Source organism: Streptomyces longisporus, from assembly GCF_039532765.1.
GTDB lineage: Bacteria > Actinomycetota > Actinomycetes > Streptomycetales > Streptomycetaceae > Streptomyces > Streptomyces longisporus.
The window spans coordinates 1062232-1085691 of record NZ_BAAASG010000007.1 but is presented as its reverse complement, the minus strand read 5'-3'; the positions used below and the strand labels follow the sequence as shown (position 1 = coordinate 1085691).

The 23460-nt window shown below is 70.4% G+C and carries 19 protein-coding genes and 1 pseudogene; 12 read left to right on the top strand and 8 right to left on the bottom strand.

Annotation, left to right across the window (positions count from 1 at the left end):
- Window positions 1-88: 88 nt before the first annotated feature.
- On the top strand, window positions 89-934 hold the full coding sequence (locus tag ABD355_RS16320) for a helix-turn-helix transcriptional regulator (RefSeq protein ID WP_344401025.1): 846 nt from the start codon (window positions 89-91) through the stop codon (window positions 932-934).
- 44 nt (window positions 935-978) lie between these two features.
- Here the strand turns inward: ABD355_RS16320 and ABD355_RS16315 are convergent, their stop codons facing one another.
- The 3 genes from ABD355_RS16315 to ABD355_RS16305 form a co-directional block, all read right to left on the bottom strand.
- Window positions 979-1935 carry a class I SAM-dependent methyltransferase gene (locus ABD355_RS16315; RefSeq protein ID WP_344401024.1) on the bottom strand — a complete coding sequence of 319 codons (957 nt, stop codon included), beginning with the start codon at window positions 1933-1935 and terminating at the stop codon, window positions 979-981.
- Window positions 1936-2016: 81 nt separating this feature from the next.
- Complete coding sequence (locus ABD355_RS16310; RefSeq protein ID WP_344401023.1) at window positions 2017-2781, bottom strand: alpha-galactosidase; 765 nt, start codon at window positions 2779-2781, stop codon at window positions 2017-2019.
- 126 nt (window positions 2782-2907) lie between these two features.
- Window positions 2908-3930, bottom strand: coding sequence for a LacI family DNA-binding transcriptional regulator (locus ABD355_RS16305; RefSeq protein WP_344401022.1), 1023 nt, complete (start codon window positions 3928-3930; stop codon window positions 2908-2910).
- A 244-nt stretch (window positions 3931-4174) separates the two neighbouring features.
- Between ABD355_RS16305 and ABD355_RS16300 the strand changes: the two genes are divergently transcribed.
- From ABD355_RS16300 to ABD355_RS16280, 5 genes are all read left to right on the top strand, one after another.
- Window positions 4175-6103 (top strand): glycoside hydrolase family 127 protein, encoded by a 1929-nt coding sequence (locus tag ABD355_RS16300; RefSeq protein ID WP_344401021.1) that lies wholly within the window; start codon window positions 4175-4177, stop codon window positions 6101-6103.
- A gap of 39 nt (window positions 6104-6142) precedes the next feature.
- Window positions 6143-7390 (top strand): sugar ABC transporter substrate-binding protein, encoded by a 1248-nt coding sequence (locus ABD355_RS16295; RefSeq protein ID WP_344401020.1) that lies wholly within the window; start codon window positions 6143-6145, stop codon window positions 7388-7390.
- A 7-nt stretch (window positions 7391-7397) separates the two neighbouring features.
- Window positions 7398-8369, top strand: a complete 972-nt coding sequence (locus ABD355_RS16290; RefSeq protein ID WP_344401018.1) for a carbohydrate ABC transporter permease — start codon at window positions 7398-7400, stop codon at window positions 8367-8369.
- Entirely contained in the window at window positions 8366-9187 is an 822-nt protein-coding gene (locus tag ABD355_RS16285) for a carbohydrate ABC transporter permease (protein ID WP_344401017.1), read from the top strand. The genes ABD355_RS16290 and ABD355_RS16285 overlap by 4 nt, the downstream gene beginning before the upstream one ends.
- A gap of 203 nt (window positions 9188-9390) precedes the next feature.
- Complete coding sequence (locus tag ABD355_RS16280; RefSeq protein WP_344401016.1) at window positions 9391-11142, top strand: RICIN domain-containing protein; 1752 nt, start codon at window positions 9391-9393, stop codon at window positions 11140-11142.
- Window positions 11143-11201: 59 nt separating this feature from the next.
- Here the strand turns inward: ABD355_RS16280 and ABD355_RS16275 are convergent, their stop codons facing one another.
- Both ABD355_RS16275 and ABD355_RS16270 read right to left on the bottom strand, forming a co-directional pair.
- A complete protein-coding gene (locus tag ABD355_RS16275; RefSeq protein ID WP_344401015.1) occupies window positions 11202-11603 on the bottom strand; it encodes an SseB family protein in 402 nt (133 codons plus the stop codon).
- Between the two features lie 119 nt (window positions 11604-11722).
- Window positions 11723-12415 carry a type 1 glutamine amidotransferase domain-containing protein gene (locus ABD355_RS16270; protein ID WP_344401014.1) on the bottom strand — a complete coding sequence of 231 codons (693 nt, stop codon included), beginning with the start codon at window positions 12413-12415 and terminating at the stop codon, window positions 11723-11725.
- Between the two features lie 83 nt (window positions 12416-12498).
- Here ABD355_RS16270 and ABD355_RS16265 point away from each other — a divergent pair, with 83 nt between their 5' ends.
- Entirely contained in the window at window positions 12499-13458 is a 960-nt protein-coding gene (locus ABD355_RS16265; protein ID WP_344401013.1) for a LysR family transcriptional regulator, read from the top strand.
- A gap of 535 nt (window positions 13459-13993) precedes the next feature.
- Here the strand turns inward: ABD355_RS16265 and ABD355_RS16260 are convergent.
- Window positions 13994-14242, bottom strand: a pseudogene (locus ABD355_RS16260) (IS110 family transposase); the annotation flags it as partial.
- Window positions 14243-14596: 354 nt separating this feature from the next.
- Here ABD355_RS16260 and ABD355_RS16255 point away from each other — a divergent pair.
- The 4 genes from ABD355_RS16255 (at window position 14597) to ABD355_RS16240 (ending at window position 17992) form a co-directional block, all read left to right on the top strand.
- On the top strand, window positions 14597-15523 hold the full coding sequence (locus ABD355_RS16255) for an alpha/beta hydrolase (protein ID WP_344401012.1): 927 nt from the start codon (window positions 14597-14599) through the stop codon (window positions 15521-15523).
- A 12-nt stretch (window positions 15524-15535) separates the two neighbouring features.
- Window positions 15536-16420, top strand: a complete 885-nt coding sequence (locus tag ABD355_RS16250; RefSeq protein WP_344401011.1) for a short-chain dehydrogenase/reductase — start codon at window positions 15536-15538, stop codon at window positions 16418-16420.
- An 8-nt stretch (window positions 16421-16428) separates the two neighbouring features.
- Entirely contained in the window at window positions 16429-17310 is an 882-nt protein-coding gene (locus ABD355_RS16245) for an SDR family NAD(P)-dependent oxidoreductase (protein ID WP_344401010.1), read from the top strand.
- A 67-nt stretch (window positions 17311-17377) separates the two neighbouring features.
- The gene (locus ABD355_RS16240) at window positions 17378-17992 is read left to right on the top strand and encodes a TetR/AcrR family transcriptional regulator (protein ID WP_344401009.1); all 615 of its coding nucleotides are present in this window, start codon (window positions 17378-17380) and stop codon (window positions 17990-17992) included.
- Between the two features lie 208 nt (window positions 17993-18200).
- On the opposite strand, the gene ABD355_RS16235 is transcribed toward ABD355_RS16240, so the two are convergent.
- Window positions 18201-18677 carry a (2Fe-2S)-binding protein gene (locus ABD355_RS16235; RefSeq protein WP_344401008.1) on the bottom strand — a complete coding sequence of 159 codons (477 nt, stop codon included), beginning with the start codon at window positions 18675-18677 and terminating at the stop codon, window positions 18201-18203.
- An 18-nt stretch (window positions 18678-18695) separates the two neighbouring features.
- Window positions 18696-21032, bottom strand: coding sequence for a molybdopterin cofactor-binding domain-containing protein (locus tag ABD355_RS16230; protein WP_344401007.1), 2337 nt, complete (start codon window positions 21030-21032; stop codon window positions 18696-18698).
- Between the two features lie 195 nt (window positions 21033-21227).
- Between ABD355_RS16230 and ABD355_RS16225 the strand changes: the two genes are divergently transcribed.
- Window positions 21228-23399 carry a TerD family protein gene (locus tag ABD355_RS16225; RefSeq protein WP_344401006.1) on the top strand — a complete coding sequence of 724 codons (2172 nt, stop codon included), beginning with the start codon at window positions 21228-21230 and terminating at the stop codon, window positions 23397-23399.
- Window positions 23400-23460 lie beyond the last annotated feature (61 nt).

Sequence of the window (23460 nt, the reverse complement as noted above, 5' to 3'; positions counted from 1 at the left end):
GGCGGGCCGTCCCGATCAGCCAGGAGACCCTGCTTCCTGGGACTCGGAGTACCAGGCACATGCGCGCACCGCGGTGTTCACTGGGGGCATGACGGCGACGGAACTCGGACGGGCGCTGCGGCGCTGGCGCGACCGGGTCGCCCCCGAGACGGCGGGGCTGCCCTCCGGCGGCCACCGGCGGGCGGCCGGTCTGCGGCGCGAGGAGCTGGCCCTGCTGGCCGGGATCTCGGTCGACTACATCACGCGTCTCGAGCAGGGGCGGGCGGCCAATCCCTCCGGACAGGTCGTCGAGGCGCTGGCCCGGGCGCTGCGGCTGTCCGGGGACGAGCGCGCGTATCTGTACGGTCTTGCGGAGTTGGTGCCGCCGGGTCCCGACGTGGTGCCCGGGTTCATCACGCCCAGCGTCCAGCGGCTCCTCGACCGGTTGGTGGACACGCCCGTCGCGGTCTCCGACGCGGCCATGACGCTGTTGCTGGCCAACCCGATGTACGCGGCGCTGATGGGCGACCCGTCCGGCCTGCGCGGGTTCGAACGCAACGGCGTGTGGCGCAACTTCCTCGGGTTTCCGAGCCGGGTGCGGCACACCCCCAAGGAGTGGAGTGCCTTTCAGGTCGGCATGGTCTCGGAGCTGCGGACGACCGCAGCCCGATATCCGGCCGATCTCCAACTGCGGCGTCTGATAACGGAGTTGCGTGCGAAGAGCGAGCGGTTCGCCGAGCTGTGGGACGCGGGTGTCGTCGGCCGGCTGACGGCCTCGCGCAAGACGGTCGAGCATCCGCAGGTGGGTGTGCTCACGCTGGACTGCGACCTGCTCCGGGTGGAGGAGAACGACCTGCACCTCCTCGTCTACTCGGCCGAACCGGGCACCGAGGCCGCCGAGAAGCTGGACCTCATCTCCGTGATCGGCACGCAGAACCTGGCCGGGAAGGGCTAGCGGAGCGTCTCCTCGGCCAGGGCTCCGACGGAGGTCGGGCGGGACTACTGCGCGAACGGACGGCGCGTGGCCCCCTGAGCGCCGGGCGTGAGAGCCCGGCGTATCGCGCGGGTGACGATCGGGGGCAGCAGGTCCACGCCGATGCGGCGGACCCGGGAGCGGGGACGACGGCGCACGGAAGCCGCAGGGGCGGCGGGAGCGGGGGTCGGCGCCGGGGAGGTGGGCGGCTCGGGCGCCGTGTAGTACCGGGAGCGCGGGAAGGGCGGCGGCTGCATTCCCTTCTGGGCGCGGGTGCGGACCAGGCAGTGCCCCGCGGCCTCCTGGACGCTCAGGCCGACGTCCGTGCGGTCCCTGAGCATCGCCAGCAGCTCCTCCTGCACCGGTTCCGGGTCGCCCCACGTGCCGTACAGCTTCTGGGTGCTGAGACAGATGGGGCGCAGTCCGCGGTTGAGCACGGCCTCCCAGGTGGCGACCGAGACGCCGGGGGTGTGCTCGGAGCGGAAGTCGTCGAGGACGACGATCCCGTCGGGCACCAGGAGGTCGCGGGCCGCGCCGATGTCGTCGTGGACGTGCTCGTACAGGTGCGAGGCGTCGATGTGGACGAAGCGGCAGCTGCCCGGGGCCACTTCCTTCGAGATCACGGAGGTGGGGGCCTCGAGCACCCTGGGCAGCGTGTCGTGGAAGGAGAGGTAGTTGCGCTCGAAGGCCTGCCGGGTGAGCGAGGAGTACGATTTCGCCGTCTCGGCCTGGTTGGCTCCGTCCGGGGCGTCGCCGCCGAAGAGGTCGCAGACCGTGAACTCCTCACCGTCCTGGCGGTGGTGGCCGAGCAGGATCGCACTCTTGCCCATGTAGGCGCCGAGTTCCAGCAGGTCGCCCCGGAAACCCCGCGTTTCCTGACGCTCCAGGAACCAGGTGAACAGCACCTGGTCCAACGGCGGAAACCAGCCCGGGACGTCTTTCAGCTCGCCGGGATTGTTGTCAGTTGCTTGTGCAGTCGCCATGAAAGGGAACCTACTCACTGGGGACCGAACAAATGGTCGCCCACCTGAACGTCCAGTGAACAGCTCGCCGCACGGTCGCGCTCATGGCGTGGGGTAGCGGATCAGATGGACGAGAGTCGAGGCGTAGTCGTCCGCGTCGAGCTCCAAGGGCAGGCCGTGGGTGAGCAGGATGGCGCCGTGGTGCAGGACTCCGGTGGCCGCATCCCGATACCGTGCCGCGGGGTCGAGGGCGCGCAGCGGCAGGGCCGGGTCGTGGTGGCCGAAGCGCCGCGCCGTTCTGAGGGCCAACACGGCGGTTTCCCGGCCGTCGGGCGCCAGGTACTGCACCGCACTCAGCTCTCCGCCGTCGCCGGGCCGCAGCCGGTACTGCACACCGAGCTGTATCAGGTGTCGTACGCGCTTGTACGCGGCCACGTGATCCGCTGCCCGGTCCATGTCGGCCGCGCTCCACCGGTTCAGGTCACCCCCGATCCCCAGTACGCCGTTCATGGCGACGTGGAAGCGGAAGTCGAGGGGCACGCTGCGCCCGGTGCAGGGGTTGGGGCTGTCGGTGACCCGGGCGCCCATGACCCGGGCCGGGTACAGCTGGGAGAAGCCGTGCTGTATCTCGACACGGTCCACGGCGTCGGTGTCGTCGGAGGTCCACACCTGGTCGGTGTGGGCGAGGACGCCCAGATCCAGTCGGCCTCCACCGCTGCTGCAGGACTCGATGCGCAGGTGGGGGTGGTCGGCCCGCAGCCGGTCGAGCAGGGTGTAGAGGCTGCGCACGTGGTCGATCCACAGCCGGTCGGGGTCACCGTCCGCGTCGGGCCGGCAGGCCTCGAGAAGCGGCGGTTCATGTCCCACTCAGCGCCGTGACGTAGAGCTCCAGGTTCTCTCCTGCGGAGAGGTCGCCGCGCAGTCGCCGTAGGAAACGCATGTCGATCATCGTCGGGAGCACGGCGGGTGTCCGTCAACGCCGCGGGGGGACGGTCAGGTGGACTCGCGCACCACCAGCCGGCACGGCACCGTGTGCACTCCGGGCACCGCCTGGGAGTCGATGGCCTCCAGCAGTTTCAGGGCGGCGATCCGGCCGATCTCGGTGAGGTCCATGTCGATCGTGGTCAGCGGCGGGCGGCAGGCCAGGGCCATGGTGTCCCAGTTGTCGTAGCCGACGACGGCGATCTGACCGGGTACGTCCACGCCGCGCTCGCGCAGTGCGTCGGCGACGCCTCGTGCGATCAGGTCGTTGCCGCAGAAGACGGCGTCCGTGTCGGGGGCCGTGCGCAGGACGGCGTCGGCGGCCCGGCGGCCCCAGGCCTCGCTCCACTCCCCGAAGTGGACGCGTCCTGTGGCGAGTTGGAGGGAGGAGCGCTCCAGCAGACCGACGGCGTGGCGGGCGCGGTCGCGGGCGGCCGCGTGGTGTTCGGGGCCGGTGACATGGGCGATTCTCGTGCGGCCGGTGGCGAGCAGATGCTCGACGGCGAGGTGGGCGCCACCCCGGTCGTCCGAGACCACGGAGGTGTCGGAGGGGTCGGTGGACGGGGAGAGCGCGTAGACGACCGGGATGCCGTCGAGGCCCTTCAGGGGCGGGCGCGGGTCCGTACGTCGACCGGTGACGATGATGCCGTCGACCCGGCGGTCCATGAGGTTGCGCAGATGGTGCTGCTCGCGGATGGTGTCGCCCCGGGTGTCACACAGCAGCACCGAGATCTTTCCGGCGCCGAGCGCGTCCTCGGCGCCCAGCAGCACGGGCGTGCTGAAGCGGCCGATGCCGTCCGTCGTCATCAGCCCGACCGTCCAGCTGCGCCCGGTGTGCAGGTTCTGCGCATGCTGGTTGGGGCGGAAGCCGAGCGTCTCCACGGCGTCCAGCACCCGCTGCCGGGTCTCCGGGCGCATCCGGCCGCTGCCGCTCAGCGCCTTGGATGCCGTGCCGACGCTCACCCCGGCGAGGGCGGCGACGTCGGCGAGCTTCGCCCGGCCGGTGGAGGTGGATCGCGGAGCGGCTTCGGTCACGGGCAATCCTTTTCTCAGTGCTCGATCTTCGTCGATCAGTGGTCGTTCATCGTCAAGTGAGGCGCGCCCCATGGTGTCAGGCGGCCGAACGGAGTACCAGCCCTTGAGCAACAAGAGAAAACTCGTGCAGAGCTCTTGACCGCGATTCGCTCGCTCCACTCTACTGCTCGGCGAGGAAAACGGTTGCTCATCGTCTTGCTCAGCTGTTGCCCCCGCCGCCCCGCCCTTCACCTCCCGGAGAGCCATGCCCCGCGCCCGCTCCACCCAGCCCTCCCCCACCGGCCCGGTCCGTCTCAGCCCCGCTGCCCGTGCCGTCCTGCGCCCCGCCGCCGCAGCAGTGGCCGACGGCTTCTGGCACACCCGCCGCCAGGTCAACGCACACACCTCCATCCCGCAGGGCCCCGGCCTGCTGGAGTCCGCGGGCAACCTGCACAACCTGCGGCTGGCGGCGGGCGCGGCCGAGGGCGAGTTCCAGGGCGCGTACCCGTTCGTCGACACGGATGTCTACAAGTGGCTGGAGGCGGCGGCCTGGCAGCTGGCCCAGGGCCCGTCCACCGAGCTGGAGGCGGACGTCGACCGGATCGTCTCCCTGGTCGCCGCCGCCCAGCAGCCGGACGGCTATCTCAACACCTGGTTCCAGCTGGTCAAGGGCGGCGAGCGCTACCAGGACCTGCGCTGGGGCCACGAGCTGTACTGCGCGGGGCATCTCATCCAGGCGGCGGTCGCCCACCACCGCGCCACCGGCCGCGGCGAACTCCTCGACGTGGCCCGCAGGTTCGCCGACCACATCGACTCGGTCTTCGGCCCGCCCGGCAGCGGCAAGGAGATCGACGGCATCGACGGCCACCCCGAGGTCGAGACCGCGCTGGTGGAGCTGTACCGGGAGACCGGCGAGCGCCGCTATCTGGACCTGGCCGGCTACTTCGTCGACCGGCACGGCCACGGTCTGCTCGGCGGCGAGGCCTACTGCCAGGACCGGGTGCCGCTGCGCGAGGCGACGAACGTCGAGGGCCACGCCGTACGGCAGTTGTACCTGCTGGCCGCGGCCGCCGACCTCGCCACCGAGACCGGGGACGGCGAACTGCGCGCCGCCGCCGAGCGGTTGTGGCACGCCATGACCACCACCAAGACCCACCTCACCGGCGGCCTCGGCGCCCACCACGACTGGGAGGACTTCGGCGACCCGTACGAACTGCCCAACGAGCGCGCCTACTGCGAGACCTGCGCCGCCATCGCCTCCGTGCAGTGGAGCTGGCGGATGGCCCTGCTCACCGGCGAGGCCCGCTACGGCGACCTGATCGAGCGCACCCTGTTCAACGGCTTCCTCGCCGGGGTCTCGCTGGACGGCGAGCGCTGGCTGTACGTCAACCCGTTGCAGGTCCGCGACGGCCACACCGACCCCGGCGGCGACCAGTCGGCCCGCCGCACCCGCTGGTTCAAGTGCGCCTGCTGCCCGCCGAACGTGATGCGGCTGCTCGCCGGCCTGGAGCACTACCTCGCCACCGGCGACGACGACGGCCTGCAGATCCACCAGTACGTCACCGGCCGCTACGGCGCCGGACCGATCGCCGTGCGCGCCGAGACCGACTACCCCTGGCACGGCACGATCGCCCTCACCGTCGAGGACACCCCGGCCGACCGGCCCTGGACGCTGTCGCTGCGCATCCCGCAGTGGTGCCGCGAGTTCCGGGTGCGGTGCGGCGAGGTCGCGTACGACCAGACGGACGCCCCGGTCACCGAGGGCTGGCTGCGCACCGAACGCACCTGGGCGCCGGGCGACCAGATCGTCCTCGAACTCGGCCTGGAGCCGCGGCTGACGGCGGGCGACCCGCGCGTGGACGCCGTGCGCGGCTGCGCGGCGATCGAACGCGGACCGCTCGTGTACTGCCTGGAACAGGTCGACCACCCGGGCGGCGGCCTCGACGACATCGTCCTCGACCCGAGCCGCCCGCTCGCCGTCAAGCACCGCCCGGACCTGCTCGGCGGGGTCACCACGGTCGTGGCGGCCGGGCGGCGGCGCGACATCCCCGACGCGGGCTGGTGGCCGTACCGGCCCGCCCAGCCCGATGAAGCCCCCACGGACGGCGAGTCCGTCGAGCTCACGGCGATCCCCTACTACGCCTGGGCCAACCGGCAGGACGGCGCCATGCGCGTCTGGCTGCCGATCTCCTGACACTTCCTCAACTTCGCTCTACGACAACGAGGTCACCCCGTGATACCCACCCGCCGCACTCTCCTCGCCGCACTCGCCGCCGTCGGCACGCTCGCCTCCCTGACCGCCTGCGGAGGTGGCTCCGGCTCCTCGGACTCCTCCTCCGGCAAGGCCGGCGGGACGTACACCTTCTGGGACCCCTACCCGCAGTTCGACGCCTCCTCCGCCTGGGGCAAGCTCGTGACCGGGTGCGGGACGAAGGCCGGGGTGAAGCTCAAGCGCACCGCGTACGACACCACCGACCTCGGCAACAAGGCGCTGCTGGCGGCCCAGCAGGGCAACGCGCCCGATGTGATGCTGGTGGACAACCCGGTCGTCTCCACGCTGGTGGAGGCCGGGATCCTCAACAAGACCAGCGATCTCGGCCTGGACACGAAGGCGATCCAGAAGAACATCATCGGCGCGGGCACCATCGACAACGCCTCCTACGGGGTGCCGATCGGCGCCAATACGCTTGCGCTCTACTACAACAAGAAGGTCCTTTCCGCCGCCGGTGTGGACGCGGCCTCCATCAAGGACTGGAACTCCCTGACGGCCGCCCTGAAGAAGGTCAAGGCGGCCGGGAAGAAGGGCATCACGTTCTCCGCGATCAACACGGAGGAGGGCAGCTTCCAGTTCCTGCCGTGGTTCTGGGGTGCGGGCGGCGACCTGACCAAGCTCAACTCCGCCAGGGGAGTTGCGGCTCTCTCCCTGTGGAAGCAGTGGGTCGACGCGGGGTACGCCCCCAAGGACGTCCTGCAGAACACCCAGACCACCAGCTGGCAGGAGTTCGCCACCGGCGACTACGCGTTCGGCGAGAACGGCACCTGGCAGCTGGGCAACGCGGCGAAGGCCGGCTTCGACTACGGGATCATCAACATCCCCGGGCAGAACGGCGGTTCGGCGCCCGTGCCGACCGGCGGCGAGTTCGTGACCGTGCCCGTGCAGAAGGACACCGGCCGCTACGACGTCAGCAAGAAGATCGTCACCTGTCTGACCAGCGACGCGAACCTGCTGCCCACCGACACCACGCTGCAGTACGTGGCGCCGACGGCCGCCGTGCAGGCCGAGCAGGTGAAGCAGAACCCGAAGCTGAAGCCCTGGGTGGACGCGGTGGCCGCGGCCCGCGGCCGTACCAGCGGCGGTCTGGGCACCAAGTACCCGACCATCTCCCAGCCGATGTGGACCGCCGTCCAGGCCGCGCTGTCGGGCAGCAAGAGCCCGCAGGACGCCCTGGACACCGCCCAGTCGAGCGCGCAGAAGGGCTAGGAACGGCATGACCATCGCCCGGGTCGACCGTCCGCGGCGGGCAGCGTCCGCCGCGGCGGGGGCGAGCGGCACCGACGCCGAGTCCCTGCGCCGCCGTCACCGGCGCAGGAGCCGGCTGACCGCGCTCGCCTTCGTCACCCCCCTCCTCGCCTACCTCGCCGCCTTCTACCTCTATCCGCTCTACCGCAACCTCGACCTGAGCCTGCGCGACTACACCGTGCGCTCGTTCGTGGCGGGGGATGCGCCGTTCTCCGGCTGGGACAACTTCCAGAAGGTCCTGGACGACCCGACGTTCGGCCCGGCGATGCGGCACACGATGGTCTTCACCTTCGTGTCGATCGCCTTCCAGTACGTCATCGGGCTCGCCCTCGCGGTCTTCTTCAACCGGCACTTCCGGCTCGCGCCGACCCTGCGCGCGCTGTTCCTGATCCCGTGGCTGCTGCCGCTGATCGTGTCGGCGTCGACGTGGTCGTGGATGTTCAACAGCGAGTCGGGAGTGGTGAACTACTTCCTGCACTTCCTCGGCGTGAGCCCGGTCGGCTGGCTCACCTCGCCGGACTGGGCACTCACGTCGGTGATCGTCGCGAACATCTGGATCGGCATCCCGTTCAACCTGGTCATCCTCTACAGCGGCCTGCAGAACATCCCCGCCGACCTTTATGAGGCGGCGGCGCTGGACGGGGCGAGCGCCTGGCAGCAGTTCCGCCGCATCACCTTCCCGCTGCTGCGCCCGGTCTCCGCGATCACCCTGCTGCTGGGGCTCGTCTACACCCTCAAGGTGTTCGACCTGATCTGGATCATGACCAAGGGCGGCCCGGGCGACGCCTCGTCCACCCTGGCGACCTGGTCCTACCAGCTGGGCTTCGGCACGCTGCTGCCCAAGTTCGGCCCCGGCGCCGCGGTCGGCAACATCCTCATCCTCATCGCGCTCGTCTTCGGGCTGCTGTACATCCGCGTCCAAAGGAGGCAGGAAGCATGAAGTCCCGTACGCCTGCCCGCCGTTACACGGTCATCGGGCTGGTCCTGACCGCGCTGATGCTGTTCCCGGTGTACTGGATGCTGAACGTGTCCCTCACCCCGCAGCAGGACATGCGCAAGGACCCGCCCGACCTGCTGCCGCTGCACCCCACCTTCGAGGGCTACAAGGCCGTCCTGGACGACCAGTTGCCGTATCTGGGCACCAGCCTGCTGATCGGCCTGGGCACGGTCGCCCTCACCCTGCTGCTCGCCGCCCCGGCCGGATATTCGCTGGCGAAACTCCGTCCGCGCGGGGGCGGGGCGCTGGGCCTCGGGCTGCTGATCGCGCAGATGATCCCCGGGATCGTCATGGCGATGGGCTTCTACGGCATCTTCCTGGACTTCGGTCTGCTCAACTCCTGGTGGGGCCTGATCATCGCGGACTCCACCATCGCCGTGCCCTTCGGCGTCATGATCTTCACGGCGTTCATGTCGGGCATCCCCGGCGAGCTGATCGCCGCCTCCCGTATCGACGGGGCGGGCACCTTCCGCACCTTCTGGTCCGTGGTGCTGCCGGTGAGCCGCAACGCCCTGGTCACCGTCTCGCTGTTCAGCTTCCTGTGGGCCTGGTCCGACTTCGTCTTCGCCAACACCCTCGACGGCGGCGGCGATCTGAGGCCGATCACCCTCGGCATCTACAAGTACATCGGCAACAACAACCAGGAGTGGAACGCGATCATGGCCACCGCCGTCGTCGCATCCGTCCCCGCAGCCGTACTGCTCGTCCTCGCACAGCGCTATGTGGCCGCGGGTGTGACCGCCGGCGCCGTGAAGGACTGAGACGGCGCTGCGCCGCTGGGCCGATCTGCGGCTGCGCCGCGATGGGCCGTCGTTTGTCTGCTGCGCCATCGGGGCTCGTCGCGCCCACGCGGCGGAGCCGCACATCGAAACAGTCCCCCGCCCCTTCGGGGCGCGCTACCGACCCACAGGCGGATTCGTCCGGCCTGCTCACCCCCCGTCCCCTCCATGAGGAGAACCGTTTCATGAGCCGCACAAGACCCCCCGTCCCCGCACGCCTGACAGCCGTCCTCGGCGCCGGCGCCCTCACCGTCGCCGCGCTCGCCGTGGCCGCGCCCGCGCAGGCGGCCCCCACCGCCTCGACGACCCTGGTCGTCAACGCCGACCAGACGCTGCGGCCCGTCACCCATGTGGCGACCGGCAGCCTCTACGGCCTCGCGGACGCGACCACTCCCGCCGACAGCCTGGTCACCCCGCTGAAGCCGAACACCTTCGTGCAGATGGCGCCGGGCGGCTCGCAGCTGCCCAACGGCGAGCCCAAGCCCGCGGGCGACGCGCTGGTCGTGGCGTCCAAGGCGGCGCGGGCCGGCGCCAAGGTCGTCGTACGCATGCCGGACTGGTATCCGAACTTCCCCTACAAATGGGTGAGTTGGAGCGACTGGCTGTCCGCCGTGGACAAGCAGATCGCGTCCGTGAAGTCCTCCGGCGCCACCAACATCAGCGCGTACGAGCTGTGGAACGAGCCCGAGGGCACCTGGAACACCGCGGCGGCGGGCGCCTTCGACGACGGCTGGGCGAGGACCTACAAGGAGGTCCGGTCCAAGGACACCGGCACCCCCATCCAGGGGCCCAGCTTCGCGACGTACACCGACAGCAAGATGAAGTCGTTCCTCCAGGACGCCATCGCGAACAACGCGGTGCCCGACATCATCGCCTGGCACGAGCTCCAGAGCAGCGCGAACATCGCCGCGCACGTGGCCGACTACCGGGCACTGGAGACGAGCCTCGGCCTCAGCCATCGGCCCATCGCCATCGAGGAGTACGGCACGCCCAGCGAAGTCGGCGTCCCCGGGCCGATGGTCAGCTACGCCGCCAAGTTCGAGCGGGCGGGCGTGCGCGACGCCGAGATGGCCTTCTGGAACCACTACGGCACCCTCGGCGACACCCTGACCGACACCGGTGCCTCGCCGAACGGCGCGTACTGGCTCTACAAGTGGTACGGCGACATGGCCGGGAACATGCTGGTCACCACTCCCCCGGCGCAGACGGGCATCGACGGCGCGGCCTCGCTCAACAGCGCCGGCAACCAGGTGAGCGTCATCTTCGGCGGCGGGGCAGGCTCAAGTGCGGTCACGGTCAAGGGGCTCGGCTCGCTGTCGGCGTTCGGTGGCACGGTGCACGCGAAGCTGGAGTACACGCCCTCCAAGGGCCGCACGACCGCGGTGTCCGGGCCGGTCACCATCTCGGACGCCGACTACACCGTGAGCAACGGCCAGATCACCGTGCCCGTGACGACGAATGCGAGCGACGGCTACCACCTGGTGATCACCCCGAGCGGCACCTCGACCTCGCTGGCCGGGACGTACCAGATCACCAACAAGAACAGCGCTCTCGCCCTCGACACCTCGGGTGCGGGGACCGCCCAGGGCACCTCGGTCGTCCAGGCCACGTCGGGCACGGGCAGCAGCCAGTCGTGGACGCTGACGGCCGCGGGCTCCGGCCTCTACAAGATCGTCAACAAGGCGAGCGGACTGTTGCTGGGCATCGACTCCATGAGCACCTCGGACGGCGGCAAGGCCCTGATCTGGGGTGACAACGGGACCGCCGACCACCTCTGGCAGCTCATCCCGTCCGGCGACGGCTATTACAAGATCGCCAACTACAACAGCGGGCTGCTGCTGGGCGTGAACAACATGAGTACGTCGTCCGGGGCGCAGGTCCTGCAGTGGGACGACAACGGCACGGCCGACCACCTGTGGAAGCTGACGTCACGGTGAGGTGAGGGTGGGCGTTCCCCCGACCTGGGGAGCGCCCACCCTCAGTCGGACCTGTGACGTCAGGCGGCGCCGCGGTCGAGCAGTTGCCTGACCCCCTCGGCCGTCAGAGCCACTTCCTCGGGTGTACCGGCGTCGATGACCAGCGCCAGCGTCTCGGACGGCCAGCGGTGGGCGAGCGTACCGAGCGCGATCCGGCGATGCCGGGTGACCTGCGGAAGTGCCGACTGCAGGCGGGTTTCGGTGGTGAACACAGGCACCAGTTCGGTGCCGTCCTCCTGCGCGTAGACGGGCAGGGTGACCGCCGAGGGATCCTGTTCCTGGGCGGCAGCGGAACCGGCCGGCACGAGTACTTCGCTGCCCGCCAGGGTGTTCAGCTCGGCCTCGTCCGCATCGCCCCCGACCACGGCTCGCAGGGCCTGATGTACGGCGGGGGCGGAGCCGTCGGGAGAGTAGTCGGTCACGGTTGATCCAATCACCGGGTCGAACAGCGGGACACGGCACTGTGCCCGCCAGTGGTCCGCCAGGGCGGCTACCCGAAGTCCCGGGGGTCATGTGTCCCCACCCCGCCGCCGAGGTCACGTCAGCCCAGGGTCTTGAGCAGCTCCGCGGCGAGCGGGGCGGAGGAGGCCGGGTTCTGGCCGGTGACGAGGTTGCGGTCGACGACGATGTGCGGCGCCCACGGCTCACCGACCTGGACCTGCACTCCGGCCTCGGTCAGCCGGTCCTGCAGCAGCCACTTGGCCTTGTCGGCGAAGCCGGACTGGGTCTCCTCGTCGTTGGTGAACGCGGCCACCCGGTACCCGGCGAAGGCGTTGACGCCGTCCTGTTCGGCGGCGAGCAGCGCGGCCGGGCCGTGGCAGACGACGCCGAGCGGCTTGCCGGACTCCAGAGCGAGGGTGAGCAGCTTGCCGGAGTCGGCGTCGACGGCGAGGTCCTCCATCGGGCCGTGGCCGCCGGGGTAGTACACGGCGGCGTACTCGTCGAGGTTCACGTCCTGGAGGCTGATGGGGTGCTGCAGCTCGGTGGCCGCGGCGAGCACGCCGGCCACGCGGTCGGCGTTCTCCTGCCCGCCGTTGTACTGGGCGGCGAGGCTGCCCTTGTCCACGGTCGGTACGACACCTCCCGGCGTGGCTACGACGATCTCGTGACCGGCGGCCTTGAACGCCTCGTAGGGGGCGACGGCCTCCTCGGCCCAGAAGCCGGTGGGGTGGCGGGTGCCGTCGGCGAGCGTCCAGTAGTCGACGCCGGTCATCACGAAAAGGATCTTCGACATGCTCAGTCTCCGAGGGGTCGTCAGCGTGGTCGTGATCCAACCGTAAGCCCCGCCTGCCATTGGAATCCAATAGGCTCATCCATATGAGGAATAGGGAAACCAATGACCGTCAGGAGGGAGCGCAGGTCGGGGGCTCGACGGCACTGGACCTGAATCTGCTGCGCACCTTCCTCGCCGTGTACCGCACCGGCTCCTTCACGGCCGCGGCGCGTCTGCTCGGGCTGTCGCAGCCCACGGTCACGACGCAGGTGCGCGCGCTGGAGCGGCAACTGGACCGTGAGCTGTTCCAGCGCCAGGCCCGCGGGGTCTCCCCCGCTCCGTACGCGGACGAGCTCGCCGCCCGTATCGTGCAGCCGCTGGATTCCCTCGCCGCGATCACCGGTCGGGGCGGACCGGCCGACGACCAGCCGCCGGAGCCGGTGCACCTGGCGGGGCCGCACGAGTTCCTGACCCGTTCCGTCCTTCCCGGCCTGGCACCGCTGGTGGAGCGAGGCGTACGGCTGCGCATCACCCCCGGACTGACCGAGCCGCTCCTGGACGATCTGCGGGCGGGCCGCCACGACCTGGTGATCGCGACCTTCCGGCCACGCGGCCGGGCCCTGGCCGCCGTGCCCCTCGGGGACGAGGACTTCGTGCTGGTCGCCGCCCCCGTCTGGGCCGAGCGCATCGGCGGGTCGGCCGCAACCGCCGGCGCCGGGCCTGCCGCTCTCCACGGCGTGCCCCTGGTCGCCTACGCCGAGGATCTCCCGATCGTGCGCCGCTACTGGCGTCATGTCTTCGGCAGACGCCTCGTCTGTCAGCCGGCGGTCACCATGCCCGACCTGAACGCGGTCAAGGCGGCGGTGGTCGGCGGTACGGGCTTCACGGTCCTCCCCCGCTACCTGTGCACCGCCGAACTGGCCTCGGGCGCCCTGGTGTTGCTGCACGACCCGGACGACCCACCCATCAACACCGCCTTCCTCGTCCAACGCCCCGGCGCCTCCGCCAACCCCCACGTGGCCCTGGTCCGCGACCACCTGCTCCAGGGCGTACGCCACGACTGAGCAACGCCTCCAAGGGGCACGGGGCTGTTTCCCCATACGGCTCCACCGCGGGGCCGCGACCAGTCAGGACGATGCCCCGAACTGGCGAGATGCCTGATCGACCCGTCGCGCCTCTACCCACCCCGCAAGACCCGAGCACGCTCTTCCAGGAGGTCAACGCAGTCACGGAGATCCGGCCGCGGCAGGCCGACGCGCTCACGCATCAGCGCGATGGCCTTGATGTGGCGTCGAGCAGCAACCAGTTCGTCTATCTCCCGCCGGTCCTCACTCGGGAGCCGATCCCACAGAGCATCGTTCATCCTCACATTGAACAGCTCCGCAGCGTCGACCGGATCACCAATTTTCCGGTCCCGGAGGGCCGCTCCCTCTCTGGTGGTCTGATGGTCTCTCGGCGATGCGGCTCGGGCTTCGGATACGTTTCGTGGCATGAGTGGCAGCTTCGATGTGGCCCACGCTCCGTGTTCTCTGCCCCGGGCAAGCGGCCGAACCTTCTCGGGGCCGTTCACCCTGCCGCGTCCGTGGTCGTCAGGCGAGGGCCGGGGCGTATCGGCCGCAGATCACGGCGCATTCGGGCCTGGTCCGCGATGACATACGCGTCCCGGGCGTCGGTCTTGCCCTCGCCGCGGTAACCGTTGGCGGCCCGGTTCACCAGGCGGCCAGGCAAGTAGAGGGCCTCCTGGCCGTGGTTGAGCAGGAGGGCGAGCAGCAACGCCGGTTCGCCGTCGGTCATGTCGATCGCCCAGGTCGCCGGGCTTCCGTCCACCAGGGTGCCCTCCGCGTCCAGGGCGAGGCCGTGGTAGCGCACTCGGACCGTCGGCCGTTCTTCGCCCACAGCAACGACCGCCCTGCGGGCCGACAGCGTTCGGGTCGCACGCGCGCCGCGACATCCGCCAAGAACCGGGCGGCCCTGTCTTCGAGGGGCACGTCGGCCTCGCCGTTCCGCCGGTCATCGTCTATTTCGCCTCCCAGTCAGGGTGCGGCGCTGAGGTAGGGCCTGGTTCAGGACCCAGCGGAGACGTGAGGTGTTCGTTGCCGTCGCTTCGCTTTACAGCCCCGCAATCTTGGATTAACTTCCAACGTTGGAAGCAGTTCCAAGTTTCCGCGACCCCAACGATGCGAGCCGTGTTACGGAGGTCTGATGACCGACCGATTGAATGTGACGTTTCCTTCGGGGCCGGACGAGTGTCACGCCTGGCTGTACCTGCCCGAGGGCGGGGGTCGGCGTCCCGTGGTGGTCATGGCGCACGGCCTGGGTGGTATCCGGGAAATGCGCCTGGATGCCTACGCCGAGCGTTTCACCGCCGGGGGATACGCCTGCCTGGTCTTCGACTACCGACACTTCGGCGCCAGCGGGGGCCGGCCCCGCCAGCTCCTGAGCATCCGCCGACAGCTTCAGGACTGGCAGGCGGCTGTGGCCTTCGCCCGCTCCCGGCAGGAGGTCGCCCCCCGGCGCGTGGTGCTGTGGGGCACCTCTTTCGGCGCCGGCCATGTCCTGGCGACAGCCGCCCAGGACCCGGCCGTCGCCGCCGTCATCGCCCAGGGCCTGTTCACCGACGGTGTCGCCTCTGCCCTGGCGATGCGCCCGGACACCTCGCTGAAGGTGATGGCCCGCGCGGTCCGTGACGTGGTCGGCGCCCGCCTCGGGCGCCCTCCCGTCATGGTCGCGACGGCGGGGCCGCCCGGATCCGCCGCGCTGATGACCGCTGCGGACGCCGAGCCCGGCTACCTGGCCCTCGTGCCCGACGACGCGCCCTTCTCCAACCAGGTTGCGGCGCGGTTCGCCCTGGACATCCTCCGCTACCGGCCGGGCCGCCGGACCGCGAAGATCGCATGCCCGGTGCTGTTCTGCGTATGCGAGCACGACAGCGTGGCTCCCGCGCGGCCGACCCTGCGCCATGCCCGCAGGGCCCCGCGCGGCGAGATCCGCCTCTACCCCGACGGCCACTTCGACATCTACCTCGGCGAGCCCTTCGAACGCGTTGTCACGGACCAGCTCGCCTTCCTGGCGCGGCACGTCCCCATCGGCTCCGCACCCGGTGAAGCCCCGGGACCCGCGACACCCTGAAAGAGGTACGAGGTGCTCACCTATCCGATTGCGGGGAAGACCGTCTTCATCACCGGCGCAGCCGGAGGCATCGGTGCGGCCACCGCCCGCACGCTGCACTCGCGCGGAGCCAACGTGGTCCTCGCCGACCGGGGCATCGACGCCATATCGGCCCTCGCCCGCGACCTCGGCGGCGACAGGACACTGGCGCTGTCGGTGGATGTCACCGACCGCGCCGCACTGGCCGACGCGGTGGACCATACGGTCGACCGGTTCGGCGGCCTGGATGTCGTCTTCGCCAACGCGGGGATCGCGGCCGATCCGCCGGCGACGATCGCTACCATCGACCCGGCCATGTTCGAGCGCGTCGTCGAAGTGGACCTGCTGGGCGTCTGGCGCACCGTTCGTGCCGCACTGCCGCACGTCATCGCGGCGCGCGGGCACGTCCTGGTCACCGCTTCGGTGTACGCCTACTTCAACGGCATGACCAACGCCCCCTACGCCATGTCGAAGGCCGGTGTCGAGCAGTTCGGCCGCGCCCTGCGCGCCGAACTCGGCATCCACGGCGCCAGCGCCGGGGTTCTCTACCCCGGCTGGGTCCACACGCCCATCGCTGGAGCGGCCTTCGGAAGCAACGACATCACCACCCGCATGCGCGAGATCGCCTTCCCGTCCCTGCTCGGCAAGGCCATCGCCCCCACGCGCGTCGCGGAAGCCGTCGTCCGCGGCATCGAGAACCGCTCGGCCCGTGTCATGGTCCCCCGCAGGTGGGTACCGTTTTCGGCCCTGCGCGGGCTCCTTAACCCCGTCACCGATCTCATCGCCGAACGCCACCCCGAACTGCGCCGACTCCTGCGCCGACTCGAGGAATCCGCCGGCCCCACAGGCAAGTCCCCGCAGACCAACTCACCGAGGTAGAGACTGTCATGACCCGTTACGACCTGGCCGGGCGCACCGTCGTCCTCACCGGCTCCACCGGCGGCCTCGGCATCGCCCTGGCCAACGCCCTGCGCGACCGGGGTGCCAACCTCGCGCTGCTCGACCTCGACGCCGAGGCGGCCCAGGCCCAGGCGGAGGAACTGGGGGGCGACACAGTCGCCCGGGGCTGGGGTGTGGACGTCCGCGACCTCGCCGGACTGCAGACGGCCATGCATGAGGCCGCCGCGCACTTCGGGCGCCTTGATGTCGCCGTCGCGGGCGCGGGCATCGACACCATGGCCCCCCTGGCCACCATTGACCCTGCCGCCTACGAGCGCGTGATCGACGTCAACCTCAACGGCGTCTGGCGCACCTTCCGCGCGGCTCTGCCCCACGTCGAGGCCCGACGCGGCTATCTCCTCGCGATCTCCTCCATGGCCGCCTTCGTGCACTCGCCGCTCCAGATCTCCTACACCGCGAGCAAGGCCGGCGTGTGGGCGATGTGTGACAGCCTTCGCCTGGAGGTTCGCCACCTGGGTGTCGGTGTCGGCAGCGTCCACCCCACGTTCTTCCGCACTCCGATGATGGACGACGTGACCGCGGACCCGGCCGGGCACGCCCTTTGGGGCGGCAACTCCAAGGGGTTGTGGAAGATGGTGCCGCTGGAAAAGGTCATCGCCGGTATCGTCCGCGGCATCGAGCGCCGTGCGGACCGCGTCGTCGTCCCCAGGTCCCTCACCCTGACCGCGAACGCTCCCGGTCTGTTCCGGCCGATACTCGAACGTGTCGGTTTCCGCCCTCAGACGGTCCAGCGCGCCCTCGGCCTCGCCTCGGCGTCGGGCTGGCACGACCCGGCGGTGCATGAGCGCCACCAGGCCGGTTCCCGCTGAATTCCGGGCGGAAGGAAGCGGCCCAGGGGGTCCCGCAGGTCGAGCACCTCGTAAAGTAGCGGAGACCATGACAAGCAAGGTCACACGCACGACACGTCGGGCCGCCGCAACCCGTGCGGCCATCGTCGACGCCGCCGAGGAGCTGCTGGCCTCCGGCGGCCCCGACGCAGTCACCTTGGAAGGCATCGCCGAACGCGCGGATGTCGCCGTGCAGACGGTGTACAACCGCGTGGGCGGCCGCGCGGCCGTTCTCATCGCGGTTGCCGAGCGGGCACTCGAGGACAACCGGACCTACATGGACGACGCCTACGCTGCCCCGGGCACCCCTGTGGAACGCATCAGGGCCGCCTCGGCCGCGTACGTCCGCTTCGCCGCCGAGCGCCCGCACCAGTTCCGCCTGCTGGCCGAGCCGCCGGACGAACCCGCGGCCCTGGAACGGGTCGCCGCGCTCGTCGACGAGCAGAACGCCAAACTCGCCGCCGCCCTGGCCGACGGGGTGGCTGACGGCTCGCTCGCCGCCGACCTCGATCCCGTCACCACCGCCACCGCGTTGTGGGCTGCCATGAACGGCGTTCTCGGCCTCTCCTGGCGCGCGGACCGACTCCGCGCTGACGCCTCCCATGTGACGGAACTCGTCGCAGCTGTGGAAAGGGTGGTTCTCCGCGGACTGCTCGCCCGCTGAAGTCCGCCCGGGGCCGTGCCCTCCATGAACCCGGATACGAAGAGACGGCGGCCTCGGCCAATGTCAACGGTTCGTTCAGGACAATGCGCCGACGAGCACGATGAGGGTATGGACCTGGACCCGGCTCCGAACAACATCAACAACCTCGTTCGTTTGAAGCTCAAGCGCCTGACCGGGCGCAACAAACATCACCTCTCGTTCCGCCCTCTCAGTACTTCTTCGCACCCGCCACAATCGCCTCCCTGATGCGGTGGTACGTCCCGCACCGGCACACGTTGCGGATCTCGTCGAGGTCGGTCTCGGTGATGTCGCGGCCCTCCTCGCGGGCCTGGCGGACCTTGGCGACCGCGGTCATGATCTGGCCGGGCTGGCAGTAGCCGCACTGTGCGACGTCGTACTCCAGCCAGGCCTCCTGCATCGGGTGGAGTTCCCTGCCGACGGTGGCGGGCAGGCCTTCGATGGTCGTCACCTCGTCGGTCGGGGCGAGGTCCTTGACCGGGACGCTGCAGGGGTTGAACGCCTTGCCGTTGATGTGGCTCGTACAGGCCTGGCACACGCCGAGCCCGCAGCCGTACTTCGGTCCGGTGACGCCCAGGACGTCCCGCAGCACCCACAGCAGCCGTACGTCGCCCTCGATGTCGACGGTCACCGGTCTGCCGTTGAGGATGAAGGTGTGTTCGGGCACGAAGAACCTCCTGGGCTCCTAGTAGGCGCGGCTCAGGCCGTCGGTGGGGGACGCCGGGATCGGCGGGGTGGTGGGCAGCGGTTCGAAGCCGAGGGGGCCTGCGTGGTTGATCGGGAACGTCGTCGGCATGGTGCCGGTCGCGCGCCCGTATGCGCAGGCCACGGCCGCCATCGCGGCCGCGACGGCCAGCTCGCCGGCGCCGCCGGGCCTGCCGGTGGTCGGCGGCATGACGACGATCTCCAGTTCCGGCGGGGTGTTCCACTGGCGGGTGTAGAAGTAGTTGTCCCAACTGCCTTCCAGGAAGTGCCCGTTCGCCAGGTGCAGTCCGGAGCTGAGGGTGATCGCGATGCCGTCCATGATGCCGCCCATCATCTGGGCCTCGAGGCCGCGCGGGTTGACGGCCAGCCCGGCGTCGACCACGCAGACCACCTTGGTGACCCGCGGTCCGGTGTACGCGTCGGGGACCTTGCGGCCGGTGGTCTGCGGACGGCAGTCGATCTCGGCGAGGACGGCGACATAGGAGTGGTACTCGGGGTGCAGGGCGATGCCCTGGGCCGTGCCGGCCGGCATGCCGCGTCCCCAACCGCCCACTTCGGCGGCCTTGTCGAGGACGGCCCGGGCCCGATCGTCCTTCAGGAAGGTGCGGCGGAACTGATAGGGGTCCTTGCCCATCCGCTTGGCCAGCTCGTCCACGATCAGCTCCTGCGCGCAGCGCACGTTGGGCGAGTAGATGTTGCGCATGGAGCCGGTGTGGAAGCCCTTGTCGACCTCGCTGAGGAGCTGGGTGACGACGCCGAAGTTGTACGGCGTCTGCTGGGTGAGCGTGAAGATCGTCTCGGAGAAGGTGAGGTCGCCGACGGGCAGCCGGGCCGCTTCGGCGGTGATGATCTCGCCGACGCCGTGGCCGAAGTCGGTGGCCACGGAGGTGTGGCGCTGGTCGTAGGTGAGGACCTGGCCGAGCGCGTAGGTGGCGCGTACCCGTGAGATGGACATGGGGTGGGTGCGGCCCTGGCGGAAGTCGTCGGTGCGGTGCCACATCAGCCGGACCGGCTTGCCCGTCGCCTTGGAGATCTCGGCGGCCTCGGCGGCTCCGTCGTGGAAGAGCTTACGGCCGAAGGAGCCGCCGCCCTGGGTGACGTGTACCTTGACGGCGCTCGCGGGCAGTCCGAGGGTGAGCGCGATCTGTTCCTGGGCGGTGATCGGGGACTTCAGGCTGGCCCAGATCTCGGCCGAGTCCTCGCGTACCTCGGCGACGGCGCAGTTGGTCTCCAGGGCGCTGTTGCTCGCGAAGTGGAAGGTGAAGCGGGCGTCGACCGACTTGGTGAGCAGGTCGATTGCGGGCAGCGGGAGTTCGGCCCCCCGCAGTTCGTCGCGGATGGAGTCGTCGGAGGCGTCGTCCACGGTGCCGGGGCCCCAGGTGACCTTCAGGGCGCGCACGGCGTCGATGCACTGCCCGAAGGTGCGGCCGCGGACGGCGACGCCGGTGGAGATCCGTACGACGTCGGTGATGCCGGGCATGGCCCGCACCTCGTCGAGGTTCTCCACCGAGCGGACCGTGCCGTTGATCGTGGGCGGCCGGCACACCATGGCCGGCAGCGCGCCCGGCACATGCACGTCCATCGCGAACTTCTTACGGCCGGTGACCGCCTCCAGCGCGTCGACGCGTCGCTGCCCGGTCCCGATGACCTTGAACTCGGACGACTCCTTCAGCGTGACCGCCACCTGACTGGTCGTCACTGCTGCTGCCTGCACCGCGAGTTCGCCGTAGCTGAGGCTCTTGCCGGTCACGGAGGAGGTGATGACGCCGAGCTTCGCGGTGAGGGTGTCGGCGGCCTCGCCGAGTTCGAGGGCCGCGGCCTGGAGGAGCCGGCCGCGGGCGACGGCGGCTGCGACCCGGATCGGGGTGAAGGTGGAGATGGTGGTGTTGGATCCGCCGGTGAGCTGGTTGAACAGCAGCTCGGGGCGGGCGTCGGCGAGGGTGACGCGGACCTTGTCCAGCGGCAGGTCCAGTTCCTCGGCGACGAGCATCGCGCTGGAGGTGGTGACGCCCTGCCCGACCTCGGCCCGGGGCAGGGCGAAGGAGGCGGTGCCGTCGGAGTCGACCCGGATGGTGATCAGGTTCGCGGTGGGCAGGGTGGCATGGGTGAGCATGTCGTTGAGGTCGTAGAGCTCGGCCGGGCCGGGCGCGGAGGGGACGACCGCTGCGGCCCGGTCGGGCGCGAGGACGGCCTCGCCGAGCTCGGCGGCGACGGTGAGCGTCGAGGCGGCCAGGACGTATCCCAGGAAGCGTCTGCGCCCGATGCCGGCCGCGGCGGGATCGGCGTCCTGCGGCTGCGGGTGTTCGTGGGCTGCCATCAGCGGTCCTCCAAGCGCGCGTCACTCGCCTCGATGGCGGATCCCGACTGTGCACGTCAGGCGCGTTCCGCGGAAGATCTACGAGCCGCTTCCACACGGAAACGCCATAAGTCGCGGGGTGTGTGAAGCGGACGGACGGGGATGGGGCGGAAAATCCGAATGCGTCGGCGGGCACGGCTCTGCGATCATTCCGGAATGTCCGACCGTCTGGAACCGCTGGTCATCCGGCACACCCACCGCCTTCCCCTGCCGACCGGCCCGGCCGGCCAAGGGGACGTTGCCGCACGGCAGTTCGACGCCGTGCTGATGTCGGCGGGCTTCAAGCTCTCGGCGGACCTGCTGGCGCACCTGTCGGGGCTGTCCGAGGCTACGGTCGTCGACACCGCCGTACGTACGCTGCGCACGGTCCGGGAGATGGTGGGCGACCACGTCCGGCACAACGTGTACTTCATCGACTTCCCGGCACATGTGCCGGACACCTTCGACTTCTGGATGCGCTGCATCGCCGAGGCGCTCGCCGACGACAAGACGCACGAGGGGACGCTCGCCCAGCTGCAGAGCGGTGTGGTGGACCTGCTCACGCTGCCTTCCTACGGCACCTACCGGCACACGTACGCCGAAATGCTCGCCGCCCACGACGAGTTGATCGCGGCGGCGGGCGACCGGCTGACCGTGCTGCACCTGGGCGGGACGGTGGAGGACGAGGTCAGGGCGCTGTATCTGGCGCTTGCCGGCAGCAGAACGCCGCTGGGCGAGGACCATCTGGGCGACCTCGGGGTGCTCGCCGGGCACTGTGTGGACGGGCCGCAGCCCGAGGCGATACCGGTCCGGGAGAACCGTGCAGTCGTCAACGCGGCGCGGCTGGCGGCCGGTTCGGGTCTTCTGCTCGACAGCGTCACGGATGTGCTGCGGCTGGCCTGCGCGGTGTCGGGCGGTGACGTGACGCTCCTGGAGCCGACCCGTTTCCGTACGCTTCCGCGTCCGGTGCGCCGGGCGCTGCTCGCAGGTCTGGACGCGCTCGTCGCGGCCGCCCCGGCCAAGCTGGCCGACGTGTCCGCCCATCGCGAGCCGTGGAAGCGGCTCGGTGAGCGGCTGCACCCGCACGAGTACCCGCAGTGGCCGTATGCCGCCGAGGTGTTCGCCGTGGCCCGGGGCGAGCAGCAGGTGCGGTCCTTCGACAGCCGCGTCGAGGAACTGCTGGGCAGGGACGACGTGGTCGGGGCCGCCGAGCTGCTCAAGTCCGCGCCGGGCAGGCTGCTGCGTTCCCTGGACCGGCTGCTGCGCACGGCGCAGGCCGAGGACGAGCGCGAGGCCATGGTGGCCGCCGCCGAGCAGGTGGTGTCCCAGGCGGCGGGCCGGGTCGTGCTGTCGGTGCGTGAGCACCTGCACAACCGGGCCGAGGAGACCGGCGAGCGCCGCGTGTTCGTCAACCGGCGCGGTCGCGCCTGGGTCACCGACGACAGCCGGCCGCCGATCGCGCCGGCGCAGCGCAAGCGGCTGATCGCCGCCCTCGACGCGGAGATACGCCGCCGGCTCCCGGCTCCCGAGCGCCTGCTGGTCGACCCCGACGTCCTCGATGTCGCCCTTCCGCTCAGCGGGCGGGCGACCGCGGCGGGCCTCGGCGTGCTGCCCCGCGGTTCGGTCACACCGGTCGCCGGGGAGCTGCTGCGGTTCTTCGTCTACTGGAAGCAGGCCGAGCAGCGCACGGACTTCGACCTGTCGGCGGTGCTGCTCGACGCCCGCTACCGGACGGTTTCCTGGCTGTCGTACACCTCGCTCACCCAGTTCGAGGGCGAGCACTCGGGCGACATCACCGATGCGCCGGACGGTGCCTCGGAGTTCATCAACCTGCGGCTGGGGGCGGTGCGCAGCGCCTTCATCCTGCCGCAGGTCAACATCTTCGCGGGCGAGGGCTTCGAGGAGGTCGAGGAGTCCTTCTTCGGCTTCATGCTGCGCGAGGGCGAGCAGAAGGGCCGGCCGTTCGAGCCCGCCACGGTGCGCATGAAGTCGGAGCTGCGCGGTCCGGGCCGGGTCGCGCTGCCGCTGGTGTTCAGGCGCGGGCGGGACGGCAGCTGGACCGCCAAGTGGCTGCACCTGTATCTGAAGGGCGCTCCCTCGGCCAACCAGGTCGAGGGCAACCGCATCACGGTCGAGACGTTGCTGCGCGGCATCGTCCAGCGGGACCACATCAACGTCCGGTACGTCACCGGTCTGATGGCCGAGCGCGGCACGACGGTGACGGTGTGGGACGGCGAATCGATCCCGGAGGGTGCTGTCACCTACATCGGCCTGGAACGGCCGGACGGACTGCACCCGGACTCCCGGGTCTTCACGCCGGAAAATCTGCGCGACCTGATCCCCGACTGACTGTTAGGGTGGGCCGCAGGCGAGGCCATGAACGGGACTTCCTTCTCACAACACCTTCTGA

Bases quoted from the DNA above. Each gene is read 5' to 3' on its own strand.
- ABD355_RS16230 (WP_344401007.1), bottom strand. From the start codon at position 21,032: ATGGCAGCCCACGAACACCCGCAGCCGCAGGACGCCGATCCCGCCGCG.
- ABD355_RS16265 (WP_344401013.1), top strand. From the start codon at position 12,499: ATGAGGAATAGGGAAACCAATGACCGTCAGGAGGGAGCGCAGGTCGGG.
- ABD355_RS16280 (WP_344401016.1), top strand. From the start codon at position 9,391: ATGAGCCGCACAAGACCCCCCGTCCCCGCACGCCTGACAGCCGTCCTC.
- ABD355_RS16255 (WP_344401012.1), top strand. From the start codon at position 14,597: ATGACCGACCGATTGAATGTGACGTTTCCTTCGGGGCCGGACGAGTGT.
- ABD355_RS16245 (WP_344401010.1), top strand. From the start codon at position 16,429: ATGACCCGTTACGACCTGGCCGGGCGCACCGTCGTCCTCACCGGCTCC.
- ABD355_RS16320 (WP_344401025.1), top strand. From the start codon at position 89: ATGACGGCGACGGAACTCGGACGGGCGCTGCGGCGCTGGCGCGACCGG.
- ABD355_RS16290 (WP_344401018.1), top strand. From the start codon at position 7,398: ATGACCATCGCCCGGGTCGACCGTCCGCGGCGGGCAGCGTCCGCCGCG.
- ABD355_RS16270 (WP_344401014.1), bottom strand. From the start codon at position 12,415: ATGTCGAAGATCCTTTTCGTGATGACCGGCGTCGACTACTGGACGCTC.
- ABD355_RS16240 (WP_344401009.1), top strand. From the start codon at position 17,378: ATGACAAGCAAGGTCACACGCACGACACGTCGGGCCGCCGCAACCCGT.
- ABD355_RS16315 (WP_344401024.1), bottom strand. From the start codon at position 1,935: ATGGCGACTGCACAAGCAACTGACAACAATCCCGGCGAGCTGAAAGAC.
- ABD355_RS16225 (WP_344401006.1), top strand. From the start codon at position 21,228: ATGTCCGACCGTCTGGAACCGCTGGTCATCCGGCACACCCACCGCCTT.
- ABD355_RS16300 (WP_344401021.1), top strand. From the start codon at position 4,175: ATGCCCCGCGCCCGCTCCACCCAGCCCTCCCCCACCGGCCCGGTCCGT.
- ABD355_RS16285 (WP_344401017.1), top strand. From the start codon at position 8,366: ATGAAGTCCCGTACGCCTGCCCGCCGTTACACGGTCATCGGGCTGGTC.